Consider the following 14,311-nt stretch of genomic DNA (forward strand, 5'->3'; position numbering starts at 1 on the left):
CCCGTTTGTCGGGAACAAACGGGAACCGCTTTAGCGGGCCCGAAGGGCGAGTCTCAGGATGAGACGAGTAAAGTAGCGGAGAGCCGCCCTGATCATCGTCAGGCACCTATCCCGCAGAAACCCCCGAGCACATCGTGCTCGGGGGTTTTTGTGTGCGTGGAAGAAAACCGCTATTGAAAAGGCGGCTTGCGCCGCCCTTAAAAACGATGCTGGTCATTAACCGCAGATCACTTCCAGCGCTTCAATCAAGCTGTCCATCTCGTCATCGGTGCCGATGGTGATGCGCAGGAAGTTGTTGAGTTCCGGGGTATTGAAATGACGGACCAGGATGCCGCGTTCACGTAAGTCAGCAAATATCTGAGCCCCTGCATAATCAGGGTGCTGGGCAAGCACAAAGTTAGCCTTGGAGGGCAATACCTCAAATCCCAGCACTTCAAGGCGCTGACGGGTACGCTCACGGGTGGTAATCACATGCTCGCGACAGGCTTCAAAATGCTCGACATCCTTCAGTGCGGCGATGCCCACCAGGCTGGCCAGACTATCCACGGGATAAGAGTTAAAGGAATCCTTTACCCGCAGCAAGCCATCAATCAATTCCTCCGAACCTACCGCATAGCCAAGGCGCAGGCCTGCCAGGCTGCGGGATTTGGAGAATGTCCCGGTAACGAGCAGGTTGGGGTAGCGGTCAATCAACGCTACAGCGCTCTCAGCGCCGAAATCGACATAGGCTTCATCCACCAATACCACACGATCCGTGACCCGGTTAAGCAGCGACTCAATGACCTCCAGCGAGTGTGCGTGGCCGGTAGGTGCATTCGGGTTGGCAAAGATAACGCCGCTTCGATGAGTTTCCGCCGTCAACGCATCGATATCGACTTCCCACTGCTTATTGAGTGGGTGCTTACGCAACTCAACGCCATAAAGATTGGCGTAAACGGGATAGAAGCTGTAGGTAATCGAGGGAACGTCTAGCGGCGCGCCATGGCGGAAAAACGCCTGAAAGGCAAGGGCGAGCACTTCATCGGAACCATTACCGACAAACACCTGGCTGCTGGCTACCTTAAACGTCTCCGCGAGCGCCTCACGCAGTGCTGTAGAGGTTGGGTCCGGATAGAGACGCAGATGATCGGTTGCATAATCGCGGAGCGCGTTGCCGACACCAGGGGCAGGCGGGTAAGGGTTTTCATTGGTATTGAGCTTTACAAGCTGCTCACGTGGCTGCTCACCGGGCACGTATGGCGTAAGTTCGCGAACGGCCGGACTCCAGTATTGGCTCATGGGGGTAACCTGATTATCCTTGCAAGATAGCCCATGGTCGCTTGAAGGCTAACTGAGCGCAAGCATTCAGCTCTCAGGGGTGGGCGTCGCACCTTGTAGGCGTTATGCTGTCACAAGTGCGCGTAACAAAGAAAATGTCCAACACGATAAGGAGAGACCCAATGCAACTCAGGAGTTTGCTAGCCGGTTCGGCTATGTTGGCACTTCTAGCTGGCTGCGCGAGCGGCCCAATGGAACAGCCGCAAGAAGAGGAAGCGACCGCACAGGCGACTTATCAGGGCTCACTGCCTTGCCGTAACTGCGACGGTATCGATCTGGATGTCACCATGATGGGTGAAGAAATGAGTGCTGCAGAAGAACGCACCTTCACGCTGAATGCGTCCTATCGCAACCATCCGCAAAATCCACCGGATGAAAACTATCAAGGTAATTGGGAAGTTCTCAGTGGAACTCCATCGAATCCCGATGCCACTGTTTACGAGCTGACGCCTAACGGCGATGGCCAGATCTATTACTTTTTACGCATCGATGAAAGCACCTTGGAGTTGATCGACCCCGAGCGTCGTCGCTTTGAAAATGGTGAAACGCTGCAGCTTACCCGCCAGTAACGGCACATGTTGCACATGTAAAGGCGGCCATTGGCCGCCTTTTGTGTATGTAATGAATGAAATGGAGGCTCACTGCGGTGGCAAAAGCCAAAAGCGCTTTCGTTTGCACCGAATGCGGTGCGGAATACCGGAAATGGCAGGGGCAATGTTCCAGTTGCCAGGAATGGAACACGCTAAGCGAGGTGCGTCTGGCCAGTGCCCGCCCCGGCAGTGGAGCTGGTGGCACCGGGCGGGCAGGCTATGCGGGGGATCACTCTCGACAGATTGTAGACCTTGGCCAGGTTGATCTCAGCGAAGTCCCGAGGCTAACGTCGACCTTTGCCGAATTTGACCGTGTGCTGGGCGGTGGCCTAGTGCCAGGTTCTGCGGTGTTGTTGGGTGGTAACCCTGGAGCAGGGAAGTCGACGCTACTGCTGCAAACCGCCTGCAAGCTGGCCCAGCAACGACGTATCGTCTACGTGACGGGAGAGGAGTCGCTTTCTCAGGTGGCCATGCGTGCCCATCGGCTGCAGCTCCCCACCCAAGGCTTGAAGATGCTGGCGGAAACCAGTGTGGAGACCATTCTGGCAGTAGCCGAACGGGAAAACCCCGAGGTTCTGGTGATCGATTCGATTCAGACCATGCACCTTGAAGATATCGCCTCGGCACCGGGTGGGGTTGCCCAGGTACGTGAGTCGGCCGCGGCTCTCACTCGTTTTGCCAAGCAAACGAATACCGTTCTGCTATTGGTGGGGCATGTCACCAAAGATGGCACGCTGGCAGGGCCGAAAGTACTTGAGCATATGATTGATGCCTCGCTGTTACTTGAAGGTGGGGCCGACTCCCGTTTTCGTACCCTGCGCGGCCAGAAAAACCGCTTTGGCGCTGTCAACGAACTGGGCGTGTTCGCCATGCTCGAGCAGGGCTTGAAAGAGGTCAAAAATCCCAGTGCGATTTTCTTGTCCCGGCAGGAAGAGCAAGCGCCGGGCAGCCTGGTAATGGTGGTCTGGGAAGGCACGCGACCTATATTGGTAGAAGTGCAGGCGCTGGTGGATGAGTCGGCGCTGGGTAATCCACGGCGGGTGGCGGTGGGCGTGGATCAGAACCGACTCGCCATGCTATTGGCTGTTCTTAACCGCCATGGCGGCTTGTTTACCGGCGACCAGGACGTATTTTTAAACGTCGTGGGGGGCGTCAAGGTACTCGAAACCAGCGCGGACCTGGCCGTGCTTTTGGCAGTTGTTTCCAGCCTGCAAAACCGTGCTTTACCACGAGAACTGGTGGTGTTTGGTGAAGTCGGCCTGTCGGGCGAAATACGTCCGGTGCCGAGCGGGCAGGAGCGGATTACCGAGGCGGCAAAGCATGGCTTTCAGCGAGCCATTGTGCCACGCGCCAACGCCCCGAAACAGCCACCAAAGGGGATGGAGGTCATCGCCGTGGATAAATTGAGCGATGCGCTCGATGCCCTCTAACCGGTTGCGATTGGGTTACACTGAATTGATATCAATGAGCCAAGGAGAGACACCATGAGTTCCATTCGATTAACGCAATACAGTCATGGTGCTGGCTGTGGCTGCAAAATTGCGCCCGATGTCTTGGATCATATTCTTGCCAAGGCAGGCCCTGCGGCCAAGAATAAGCGGCTTGTCGTCGGTAATCAGGGGCGTGAAGACGCGGCTGTTTATGACCTGGGTGACGGTCGCGGCATGATTGCCACCACTGATTTCTTTATGCCCATTGTCGACGATCCGTTTGATTTTGGGCGTATTGCCGCCACCAATGCGATCAGCGACGTCTACGCCATGGGCGGCACCCCGGTCATGGCGTTGGGGATTCTGGGCTGGCCCCTGGATAAATTAAGTGCCGACGTCGCCGGTGATGTGGTGGCCGGGGCCCAGGCCGTCTGTCGTGAACTTGGCGTGTCTCTGGCGGGAGGCCATTCCATCGACGCGCCCGAGCCGATATTTGGGCTGTCGGTGAATGGCCTGGTGGAGCTTGATAAATTGAAGCTAAATTCCCATGCCAAGCCCGGTGACCTGCTGTTCCTTACCAAACCGATTGGCGTTGGCATGCTCACGACGGCGGAAAAACGTGGCCTGCTAGCCGCGGGCCATCATGGGTTGGCACGCGAAACCATGCTGCAATCGAATCGTATTGGGGTGCCGCTGGCTGAGATAAAAGGCGTGAATGCCATGACGGATGTCACCGGGTTCGGCTTGGCTGGCCATCTGTCCGAGATGTGCCGAGCCAGTGGTGTCATGGCACAAATTGATTTTCGTCGCTTGCCGCGCCTGGCTGAAGCGGAAAGCTATCGTCGGCAAGGGGCAGTGCCTGGTGGTACGCAACGCAATCGCGATGCGCTGGGCAGTGCGCTACCCGATATGGATGAAGCCCACTGGCAATGGCTGTGTGATCCACAAACCTCAGGTGGCTTGCTGCTGGCGGTCGATCCGGCGTGGGAAGACGATGTCGAACGCATTGGACGTACGTTCGGGCTGACGTTGCAGCCGTTTGGGAAGCTCAAAAAGCCCCAGGGCGAGTCACTGATTGAGGTTATCGGGTGATATTGCCAACGGTGTCTGCCGATCTTCAGCTTATTCGTCAGGGCCATCCATTGATTGATGTACGCGCGCCTGTTGAGTTTGCCAAGGGGGCCTTGCCCGGTGCTGTCAACTTGCCACTGATGGAAGATGAAGAACGCCGCCGCGTCGGCATTGCGTACAAGGAACAGGGCCAGCAAGCGGCGATTGCACTGGGCAACGAGCTGGTCAGCGGGGCCGTCAAGGAGGCCCGTATGGCAGCTTGGCGGGATTATTTGACCCGTCACCCCGAAGCCGTGATTTACTGTTTTCGAGGTGGCTTGCGCTCGCAAATTGTTCAGCAGTGGCTTGCCGAGTCAGGCGTGGTCAGGCCACGTATCGAGGGAGGCTGGAAAGCGCTGCGCCAACGCCTGATCGCCCATATAGACGTGGCGGCTCAACAGCCACTGCTGATAGTGGGCGGTTTGACGGGCTGCGCTAAAACGGTGCTGGTCAATCGCTTAGCCAATGGCGTCGATCTGGAAGGCTTTGCCAAGCACAAAGGCTCCGCCTTTGGTCGTTCGCCTGAGCCTCCACCTTGCCAGATCGACTTTGAACACCGATTGTCAAAGCGCTTGCTTGCGCTTCCCGGTCCTCTGGTGGTGGAAGACGAGTCGCGGCAAATAGGTGAAGTGAATGTGCCGTTAAGCTTTTGGGGTGCGATGGAACACGCGCCGCGTTTACGCGTCGAGATGCCCCTGGACTGGCGTCTGGAGCAGCTGCGGCGCGACTATATTCTCGATCTCGAGCACGCCTACCGGCTCCGTTACGGGCCTGAAGAAGGGTGGCAGCGAATGTGTCGGCAGCTAAGTAACGCCTTGTTGCGGTTGAAGAAGCGACTGGGCAACGCGAGGTTGCAGCGGTTGCAGAGGCTGCAAGCACTGGCTTTTACGGCGCATGAGCAGGGCAATACACAAGCGCACGAGGCTTGGCTAGCCCCGCTGCTCACGGAATATTACGACCCCATGTATCGCTATCATCTGGAACGCCAGCGTGACGCTGGTGTACCTGAATACCACGCGGGGGACTGGGAAAGCTGCCTGGCGGCGGCCCGCCAATGGAGCCTCGACCAGACAACTGCTCGCTAAGCAATCGAGATGGTTAGAGCGATGCGGGGCGAAGCCACTGACTCAGCAAGCGGTCAAGCAGTGCCGCCAGTGTGTCAAAGCGCTTGGGGCTCTGGCGTATATCCGCCTCGGTCTGCAGGAAGTCGCGGCGTTCTGCCTCGAGAGGATGGCGCGCCAATAGCGGCTCGATACTTTCTTGAGTGACTTCAAGGTGGCATAGCAGCCCGACCACGCGGCCTGCGTCCCAACTGAAGCCCTGAAGCGGTGCCGCTTCGCTCCCCCCGCAGGGTAAGGCATCATCGGGCAGGCTGAAGACATAGCGATGCCACATGAAGGCATCGAACTGCTCGGGCAGGTCGATGGGACTTTCCGGTGCCAGGTGGATGGTGTGCCAGCCTGATTCGGGGTAGGTGCCGAGGGCGACCACGCTGCCGAGCGCGTCGGCGATCCATAACGCTCCCAGGCCAATACCCAGTAAAGGCTTCTGGCCATCCAGATAGCGATTAATCAGCTTGTTTTCGGCCTTGAACCAGGCCGGTGGCTGTTCGATGAAGCGGTCTGGCCCGTCCAGAACGATAAGGGCGTCACTATCGCTGGCGCGTGGGACCAACTCATGATCATAGAGATGAAAAATGGTGAAGCTGTGCCCCATACTGGTTAGCCAGTCGGTTAATCGGGCGGGTCCATGGTCAGGGCCGTGCTGTAGCAGATGAATATGCATGGTAATCTCCTCGCCGGCCTTGCGGCAATTTGCCAACAGAGGCTGCCGACACGATGGCGACGATAACGTATTGTCCGGCGTTCACCAATAACTTGAGTCACTCAATCCAGGAATAGCGTATGGCGTCCACCAATCCCCCCGGCTTTTATCAACGGCTACAACAGTTGCCGCTAGCCGCTCAGCAAGCATTTATGGCCGCACTCTGTGAGCGACTACTGCCCAACTATGCGCTTTATGAACAGACCACCGGGCATGGCGATGGGCATACGCTGCGGGCGGTGCTCAACCTGGTCTGGGAGCGCCTCAGCGTGCCCGGCGCGAGCATCGATTTTGCCCGTCAGGCAGAAAAACTGGCCGAATGTGAGCCGCCCGAAGGCGACGAAAGCTTTGGCGCGCGTCGGGCTCTGGATGCGGTCGTGTCGATATCGGCATTGCTGGATACGCTGCAGGGCGAGTCGCCGGAAGCCGTGCTGGATGTCAGCCGCACCTCACGCGCCGGGGTACGCGCCTTTATCGAGCTGACCGAAGGCGAAGAAGACGCCAACGCGCTGGCGCTCCTCATCCGTGACCATCCATTGACGGAAGACGAAAATAACTTCCAGGACGCTGTTTTAGAAGAAGTGTCGCAGCCGCTGACCAAAGACACCCTGAAAGATATTCGCCAGCTTGGCCGTAATGGCGGCGTCAGTAACCTGGGATTATCGCTGGACGACGCATAACGCTGGCCGCCGCCGGACAAGTCGACGGCTTTGAGCGGGTCACAAGCGCATGTCGATACCGCGTTCGGCCATGTAACGCTTCGCTTCAGGAATGGTGTATTCACCGAAGTGGAAAATGCTGGCGGCCAAGACGGCGTCAGCGCCGCCTTTCAGTACCCCGTCAACGAGGTGGTCCAAGTTGCCTACCCCGCCCGACGCAATCACCGGCACGCTGACCGCTTCTGCAATCGCGTGGGTCACCCCCAGGTCAAAGCCTGACTTGGTGCCGTCGCGGTCCATGCTGGTGAGCAGTAGCTCGCCTGCACCGAGGTCCACCATCTTTTTTGCCCACTCGATGGCATCCAGCCCTGTCGGGCGGCGTCCACCGTGGGTGAAAATCTCCCAGCGTGGCGGTTCACCCTCGCCGGATACCTTTTTGGCATCAATGGCCACCACAATGCATTGACTGCCGAAGCGCTCAGCCGCCTCAAAGACGAAGTCGGGGTTGGTGACCGCTGCCGTGTTGATGGAGACTTTATCGGCGCCGGCATTCAGCATGGTGCGAATATCGTCGCAGCTGCGGATACCGCCGCCCACGGTAAGCGGAATAAACACTTCCCCCGCAATACGCTCCACCATTTCCACCGTGGTGGCGCGGTCTTCATGGCTCGCGGTGATGTCCAGAAAGGTGATCTCATCGGCGCCCTGCTGGTTGTAGCGCTTGGCGATTTCCACCGGGTCACCGGCATCGCGGATACCCACGAAATTCACGCCTTTGACCACCCTGCCTGCATCGACATCCAGGCAGGGAATAATGCGTTTGGCGAGACTCATTTACGGCCTCCCGTCAGTTGATCGCTCAGGCGCTGGGCGTCGGCAAGGTCCAGGCTGCCTTCATAAATAGCGCGTCCGGTGATGGCGCCCAGGATGCCGCTATCAGCGACCTTGCAAAGGGCTTGGATATCGTCAAGATTAGTCACACCACCTGAGGCGATGACCGGTAGGCCGCCTTCTCGGGCAAGCTCCGCAGTCGCCTCGATATTGACGCCTTGCATCATGCCGTCTCGGGCGATGTCGGTGTAAACAATGCTCGATACACCGTCGTCGGCGAAGCGTTTGGCCAGATCGGTGGCCTTGAGCGTGGAGACCTCTGCCCAGCCGTCGGTGGCCACAAAGCCTTCCTTTGCATCGAGACCGACAATGATATGGCCCGGGAAAGCGCGGCACATATCAGTGACGAAATCCGGCTCTTTCACCGCTTTGGTGCCGATGATGACATAAGAAACGCCTGCCTTGAGGTAGTGCTCAATGGTCTCGGCCGAGCGGATGCCGCCGCCAATCTGAATGGGGAGGTCCGGATAAGCCCGCGCAATGGCCGTCACTGCGTCGCCATTGACCGGCTTGCCTTCAAACGCACCGTTCAAATCCACCAGATGCAGGCGGCGTGCCCCCGCTTCCACCCAACGGGCGGCCATGGCAACGGGGTCATCGCCATAGGAGGTGGCATCGTCCATTCGGCCTTGCTTCAAACGGACACACTGGCCGTCTTTGAGATCAATCGCGGGAATTACCAACATAACCAAACCTCTTAAGGCGTCCAGGTGACAAAGTTTTCCAGCAGGCGTAGACCCGCGCGGGCACTTTTCTCGGGGTGAAACTGCACGGCGAAGGTGCTGTCGCGGCCGATGGCGACATGAGCATTCACACTGCCATAGTCCGTTGTACCGAATACGTGAGCGTCATCCGCCGCTTCCACATAGTAGCTATGCACAAAGTAGAAATGTTCATGCTGCTCGATGCCTTCCCATAGCGGGTGCGGCTGACGCTGATGTAACAAGTTCCAGCCCATATGTGGCACTTTCAAGCGCTGGTCGTGCTGGTCGCGCATGGTGGCGGGAAAGCGCTTCACGTTGCCAGGGAAAAAGCCCAGACAATCAACGCCACCGTTTTCGTCACTGCGTTCCAACAGCATCTGCTGGCCTACGCAGATACCCAAAAGCGGCTTGGCCTGGCGCGTCAGGATGTCGTCGACCAATCCGCGTAGTTCAGTCCGCTCCAGTTCGCCGACGCAATCGCGGATCGCCCCCTGGCCAGGCAAGACCAGCCGGGTGGCCCCTAAAATGCGTCGTGGGTCACGGGTAATGACCACGTTTTCATGAGTAACATGCTCGAGTGCCTTGGCGACCGAGTGCAGATTACCCATGCCATAGTCGATGACAGCGATGGTCATTAAGCGCTCCTTATAAGCTTCCCTTGGTCGAGGGCATTTGCCCTGCCATGCGCGGATCTTCGCTAACCGCCATGCGCAGTGCCCGGCCGAAGGCTTTGAAAATGGTCTCGACCTGGTGGTGAGCGTTCAGGCCCTTCAGGTTATCGATGTGCAACGTAACACGTGCATGATTGACGAATCCTTGGAAAAACTCGGCAACCAGTTGGGTTTCGAAGTGGCCGATGGTGTCGCGTGTAAAGTCTGCCTTCATATACAAACCGGGGCGACCCGAGAAATCCACCACGACACGGGATAATGCTTCATCCAGCGGGACATAGGCATGGCCGTAGCGATAAATGCCGCGCTTGTCGCCCACGGCTTCGGCAAATGCCTGGCCAAGCGTGATGCCCAAATCCTCAACGGTGTGGTGGTCATCGATGTGCAGGTCGCCCTTGGCATTGATGTCGAGGTCTATCATGCCATGACGTGCTATCTGGTCGAGCATGTGATCGAGAAACGGTACGCCGGACTGTCCAGACAGGTGACCTTCGCCGTCAAGGTTGACGCTGACGCTGATCTGCGTTTCGTTGGTGTCACGGCTTACCGTGGCGATTCGCGCTGACATCATGCAACTCCTGCGCTGTTGCGCACTCTAGAAGAAAGCCGATGGCCCAAATGAACATACCACCGAGCGAGAAGGATAAAGCCTTCTGCAAAGCGGCCATTATAGTGAATCGGTGCCCCCATCCGCTACAATGCTTAAAAGGTAACCGCCTTCCATTGTGAAGAAAAAGCAGCCTTGCTGCGTTGGTGAAGAGGAATACTCCATGCCGGTGACACTGCATTACGTCGACCAAGCCCGGTGGCAAGCCGATGAGCAAGTGCGCCTTGATCTGATACGCATCTATTATGATGCGCCACAGGACCGAATGCCCAGCCAAACGGTCGAGCCTTTTATCGAGCAGCATTTGCAGCAGCATTTTTTCGGCTGCGCCCATTTCAATGACCGCTTATTGGGGGCTGTCGCGATCAAACAGGGTCAAGACGGTGCCTGGTGGCTATCAGATTTGTGTGTTCGCAAGACTACCCGGCGCCGGGGCGTAGGGTCCCGTTTGATGGCGTTACTCGGTGAAAAAGCCAAGCAGGATGGGCGTGTCTTGCGCATCGCCACGTCGTCGCTACCGTTGGCCGACCGCGTCTTGTTGTCAAAACTGGGGTACCGGCCTGTCGCAAATACTGAAAAGCCGTCTTTAGAGGCCCCGGTAACCAGCGATTTTGTTGAATTAGACCCTCGTTGAATTAAACCCACAAGGAAAGGGTAATGAGACAATTATTACGCATTGTACTCGCTGCAATTGGTATTTTGGCGATTGTGGCTGTCGCGGCTGTCGTGTACGTAACGACATTTTTAGACCCGGAGGACTTTAAGCCTCGCCTCACTGCCGTGGTCGAAGAACAAACAGGACTGAACCTGGATCTGGATGGACCGATCAACTGGTCGTTTTATCCGCGTATTGGCGTCAGCGTAGAGACGGCCAATGCCAGGCTTCCCAGTCAAGATGAAGAAGACACGGCGTTTGCGGCGGTCGACCGTGCCGAGGTCAGCGTCGCTTTTGCGCCCTTGTTACGCGGTGAAATAGCCGTTGATGGCTTGACCCTGAACGGCGTGCGTTTAAATCTGCAGCGCAATGCCGACGGCGAGGGCAACTGGGAGCCGCTTCTGGACAGGCTTGTAGAGCAAAGCGAAGAAGCCGAAACCGTGCTGGCGCCAGCGAGTGCGGGTCCCAACGTGGATGCTGGCAGCCTGGAAGTCGTGCTGAGTATTGCCAATGTCAATATCAGCGGGGCCAATATCCGTTTCCGGGATGAGCAGGCCCAAGCCCTGTGGCATGTGCGAGACCTGAATGTCTCTGGTAGTAACGTCAATCCTGTTCGTGCCTTTCCGCTTAAGGCCATGTTCACCTTGACCAAGCACAATAACCTGGACGCTGAGGCATTGGAGCGAGCGCCCAATATATCAAGCGATATCGGCCTTGAAACACGCATGCAACTTGGCTTGTCAGAACAGAAGTTTGTGCTGGAAAACACCCAACTTAGTACGCGCACACGGTTTGAGGCTGAAGGCGAACCGCAGCAGTTCGACGTATCAGCGACTGAAGCCATTGTCCGGCTCGCTGAGCAGCAACTGAGCATTCGCGATGGAAAGCTGGAAACCACTCTTCGCCATCCGGAAAACTGGGATGGTGGGCTGGCGCTGGCGCTTGCGTTTGGTCTGGATGGAGACTGGCAGGCGCAAACCGCACGGTTAAAAGAACTGCAACTGACCGGGCCTGATAACCTGCGTGTCAGCGGTCACCTTAACGTGTCGCAATTCCGCGATGCGCCGGAATACCAAGGTCAGTTAACCGTCGCGCCATTCACCTTGCGCCCGTGGTTGGCTCGGTCGGGTGTGGTGCTTGAGACGACAAGTGAAGCGGCACTCAGCGATGTTGCCATGACCAGCCCCATTGAAGGGGACTTGCAGAAAGTATCGCTACCCAGCCTCTCGCTGGTAGTGGATGACAGTACTTTTACTGGCAATATCGCGTCGCGACTGGACGGGTCGCGTGTCGACTTTGATCTTCAAGGTGACGTGCTCAACCTGGACCGTTATCTGCCGCGCCAAGAAACCGAACAGCAAGCAAGCTTGGAGGTTATCAAGGCCGCCGTTGCCGACGGCCCGGCTGAGCTCCTGCCCCAGGCGTGGTTGGCGTCGTCAAGCGTGAATGGCAGCCTGAATATCGAGTCGCTTGAGCTGGCGGGCATGGCGTTCAGCGATGCGCGCCTCCAGATGCAGGGCGATCAGGGGCTGCATCAGCTAAGCAATTTTGAAGCGGGCTTTTACAAAGGCGAATTGACCGCGAGCGGGCGCATAGACGCCACTCAGGATGAACTGCAGTGGGCGCTTTCACCCACCATGCAAAATGTTCAGGTAGCGCCGCTTATCGAGACGTTGAGCGAGGGTGATGAGGCGTCTCCGCTGAGGGGGCGACTTAATCTGAGCGGAGATCTCACAACGCGCGGTAATCAGCGCGAGGCATTGCTGCGCCACCTGAATGGCGACCTGAAGGCCCGGTTAACGGAGGGCGCCATTCTCGACATTAATGTCTCTCAAGAGATGTGCGAGCTTGCTGCCCGGCTGGAAGGCGAGGAAGTCCAGCGTGACTGGTCAAGCGATACCGCCTTCGATGAGTTTGCCGCAACGCTGCAGATTCGAGACGGCGTGGTGCGCAGCGACGACTTGATCATCACCGTGCCGGGGATCGAGGTAAAGGGCGAGGGCGAATACGACCTCACCAGCCAACGGTTTGATACGCATGCCAATGCCGGGCTTGTGGATACCGCAGATGCCGCGTGCGATGTGAATCCCCGTCTTGAAGCACTGCCGTTGCCATTGCGTTGCGAGGGCCATATCAGCGACGCCCGTGGCGAGTGGTGTCGTTTTGATCGTGATGCTTTTCAGGGTGCTGTTGTCGAGCTCATTCAGGAAGAAGCCGGTGGGCAGGTAAGCAAAGCCCTTGAGGAACGCCTGGGCGAATCGCTTGATTCACTTGACGAACGTCTGGGTGAAGGCAGTGGCAATGCCTTGCGTGAGGGGCTGCAGCGTTTATTTGATTAGTGGCCATCAGCCCGAACAGCGCCGGTCTTGAATCGGCGCTGTTTTTTTATATCAGCGCAATGCTTGATTAAGGAGTTTGCATGACGGACATGCCCGCGCCGCGGCTGGCCGCTGAGGTGTTTCAACAGCGTTTGCTAGACTGGTTTGACCGCTACGGTCGCCATGATCTGCCCTGGCAATCACCGCGCAGCGCCTACCGCGTTTGGGTCTCTGAAATCATGCTGCAACAGACCCAGGTGGCCACGGTCATTGCCTATTTTGAGCGCTTTATGGCGCGTTTTCCGACGCTGGAGGCACTGGCCGAGGCGCCTCAGGATGAAGTGCTACACCTGTGGACCGGGCTAGGTTACTACGCCCGAGCGCGTAATCTGCATAAAGCCGCGCAAGTGGCGCTTGAGGCCCACAACGGGGAACTACCCACCGACAGCGTCGAGGGGCTCATGGCGCTGCCTGGCATCGGCCGTTCGACGGCGGGAGCGATTATCGCCCAGAGCACCGGGCGGCGTGCTGCTATCCTGGATGGCAACGTCAAGCGTTCGCTGACGCGCTTGCATGCGGTGGCGGGCTGGCCGGGTAAACCTGCCGTAGAACGCAAACTGTGGGCCCTCGCTGACTACTACACGCCCGATTCCCGCGTGGCGGATTACACCCAGGCCATGATGGATTTTGGTGCCACGCTATGTAAGCGCAGTACCCCGCTTTGCGGGCATTGTCCTTTCAATGATGTCTGCCTGGCCTACGCGCAAGGCGAGACCAAGCGCTATCCTGAATCCAAGCCCAAGAAACCCTTGCCCACGCGGGAAACCATCATGTTGATGCTTTACGACCCAGACGGACGGGTGTGGCTTGAGCAACGTCCGGCAAGCGGGCTTTGGGGTGGGCTTTGGAGCCTGCCGCAGTTTGACAGCCAAAGCCAACTGGCCTCATGGTTGGATGACCATGTGCTGGGGCCTGAGCGTTTGCCACCTCTGGCCTGTTTTCAGCATACCTTCAGCCATTTTCGTCTGGCGATTACCCCGCAGCCAGTCAGTTGCGATAGGCTGAAGGAAGTGCGCGAAGGAGGTGTCTGGTACGACCCCAGCCAACCGGCTGAGCTCGGCCTGGCCGCCCCCGTAAAGTCGCTGATCAATCAACTTACCCCTTTCACACTGACGTCGACGCCAGGGCACGCTTGACCCTGAGTAGCCGCTAAGTCTAGGAGCCATCTCATGCCGCAGACCGTATTTTGCCGCAAGTATCAACAAGAGCTGGAAGCCCTGCCATTTCCACCCCTGCCGGGGAAGCAGGGCCAGGAAATCCAGGCAACCGTTTCCAAGCAGGCCTGGGAAGACTGGCAGGCATTGCAAACGCGCTTGATCAATGAAAAACACCTCAACATGTTAGACCCCGAGGCTCGCGCCTACCTGATGGAGCAGATGCAGCGCTTTTTCGATAACCAGGAAACTGACCAGGCCGAAGGTTACGTGCCGCCGACACAAGCCACATAACTTGCCGACAAAACGGAAAGTTTTATA

At 57.7% G+C, this 14,311-nt stretch carries 15 protein-coding genes; 9 read left to right on the top strand and 6 right to left on the bottom strand.

The annotated features are described in order from the left end of the window. Window positions 1-216: 216 nt before the first annotated feature. Window positions 217-1,278, bottom strand: a complete 1,062-nt coding sequence (hisC, locus tag QC816_RS16145) for a histidinol-phosphate transaminase (RefSeq protein WP_085919119.1) — start codon at window positions 1,276-1,278, stop codon at window positions 217-219. Window positions 1,279-1,439: 161 nt separating this feature from the next. Between hisC and QC816_RS16150 the strand changes: the two genes are divergently transcribed. The 4 genes from QC816_RS16150 to mnmH all read left to right on the top strand — a co-directional run bounded on the left by QC816_RS16150 (window position 1,440) and on the right by mnmH (window position 5,532). Continuing rightward, complete coding sequence (locus tag QC816_RS16150) at window positions 1,440-1,886, top strand: copper resistance protein NlpE N-terminal domain-containing protein (RefSeq protein ID WP_085919118.1); 447 nt, start codon at window positions 1,440-1,442, stop codon at window positions 1,884-1,886. 77 nt (window positions 1,887-1,963) lie between these two features. Then, window positions 1,964-3,337: a DNA repair protein RadA gene (gene radA, locus QC816_RS16155; RefSeq protein ID WP_085919117.1), complete on the top strand. Its 1,374-nt coding sequence runs from the start codon at window positions 1,964-1,966 to the stop codon at window positions 3,335-3,337. Window positions 3,338-3,391: 54 nt separating this feature from the next. After that, on the top strand, window positions 3,392-4,429 hold the full coding sequence (selD, locus tag QC816_RS16160) for a selenide, water dikinase SelD (protein WP_085919116.1): 1,038 nt from the start codon (window positions 3,392-3,394) through the stop codon (window positions 4,427-4,429). Then, window positions 4,426-5,532: a tRNA 2-selenouridine(34) synthase MnmH gene (mnmH, locus tag QC816_RS16165; RefSeq protein ID WP_199284537.1), complete on the top strand. Its 1,107-nt coding sequence runs from the start codon at window positions 4,426-4,428 to the stop codon at window positions 5,530-5,532. Before selD ends, mnmH begins: the two co-directional genes overlap by 4 nt. A 13-nt stretch (window positions 5,533-5,545) precedes the next feature. Here mnmH and QC816_RS16170 read toward each other — a convergent pair whose 3' ends face one another. Then, entirely contained in the window at window positions 5,546-6,232 is a 687-nt protein-coding gene (locus tag QC816_RS16170; protein WP_085919114.1) for a type 1 glutamine amidotransferase, read from the bottom strand. 119 nt (window positions 6,233-6,351) lie between these two features. Here QC816_RS16170 and QC816_RS16175 point away from each other — a divergent pair, with 119 nt between their 5' ends. After that, window positions 6,352-6,951 (top strand): YjaG family protein, encoded by a 600-nt coding sequence (locus QC816_RS16175; RefSeq protein WP_264827702.1) that lies wholly within the window; start codon window positions 6,352-6,354, stop codon window positions 6,949-6,951. Window positions 6,952-6,990: 39 nt separating this feature from the next. Here the strand turns inward: QC816_RS16175 and hisF are convergent, their stop codons facing one another. Genes hisF through hisB form a run of 4 tightly spaced genes read right to left on the bottom strand, consistent with a single transcriptional unit; the run spans window position 6,991 to window position 9,764 of the window. Further along, the gene (gene hisF / locus QC816_RS16180) at window positions 6,991-7,764 is read right to left on the bottom strand and encodes an imidazole glycerol phosphate synthase subunit HisF (protein ID WP_085919113.1); all 774 of its coding nucleotides are present in this window, start codon (window positions 7,762-7,764) and stop codon (window positions 6,991-6,993) included. Continuing rightward, window positions 7,761-8,507: a 1-(5-phosphoribosyl)-5-[(5-phosphoribosylamino)methylideneamino]imidazole-4-carboxamide isomerase gene (hisA, locus tag QC816_RS16185; protein WP_085919112.1), complete on the bottom strand. Its 747-nt coding sequence runs from the start codon at window positions 8,505-8,507 to the stop codon at window positions 7,761-7,763. Before hisA ends, hisF begins: the two co-directional genes overlap by 4 nt. A gap of 11 nt (window positions 8,508-8,518) precedes the next feature. Continuing rightward, window positions 8,519-9,160, bottom strand: coding sequence for an imidazole glycerol phosphate synthase subunit HisH (gene hisH, locus QC816_RS16190; RefSeq protein WP_066319841.1), 642 nt, complete (start codon window positions 9,158-9,160; stop codon window positions 8,519-8,521). Window positions 9,161-9,170: 10 nt separating this feature from the next. Next, window positions 9,171-9,764: an imidazoleglycerol-phosphate dehydratase HisB gene (gene hisB / locus QC816_RS16195; protein WP_085919111.1), complete on the bottom strand. Its 594-nt coding sequence runs from the start codon at window positions 9,762-9,764 to the stop codon at window positions 9,171-9,173. A gap of 202 nt (window positions 9,765-9,966) precedes the next feature. Between hisB and QC816_RS16200 the strand changes: the two genes are divergently transcribed. From QC816_RS16200 to QC816_RS16215, 4 genes are all read left to right on the top strand, one after another. Continuing rightward, window positions 9,967-10,437 (top strand): GNAT family N-acetyltransferase, encoded by a 471-nt coding sequence (locus QC816_RS16200; RefSeq protein WP_085919110.1) that lies wholly within the window; start codon window positions 9,967-9,969, stop codon window positions 10,435-10,437. A 23-nt stretch (window positions 10,438-10,460) separates the two neighbouring features. Continuing rightward, a complete protein-coding gene (locus tag QC816_RS16205) occupies window positions 10,461-12,797 on the top strand; it encodes an AsmA family protein (RefSeq protein WP_309783369.1) in 2,337 nt (778 codons plus the stop codon). 80 nt (window positions 12,798-12,877) lie between these two features. After that, entirely contained in the window at window positions 12,878-13,972 is a 1,095-nt protein-coding gene (gene mutY / locus QC816_RS16210; RefSeq protein WP_309783372.1) for an A/G-specific adenine glycosylase, read from the top strand. A gap of 33 nt (window positions 13,973-14,005) precedes the next feature. Next, on the top strand, window positions 14,006-14,284 hold the full coding sequence (locus tag QC816_RS16215; RefSeq protein ID WP_085919107.1) for an oxidative damage protection protein: 279 nt from the start codon (window positions 14,006-14,008) through the stop codon (window positions 14,282-14,284). The last annotated feature ends 27 nt before the right edge of the window (window positions 14,285-14,311 follow it).

The organism is Vreelandella janggokensis (genome assembly GCF_031451615.1).
GTDB classification, from domain to species: domain Bacteria; phylum Pseudomonadota; class Gammaproteobacteria; order Pseudomonadales; family Halomonadaceae; genus Vreelandella; species Vreelandella janggokensis.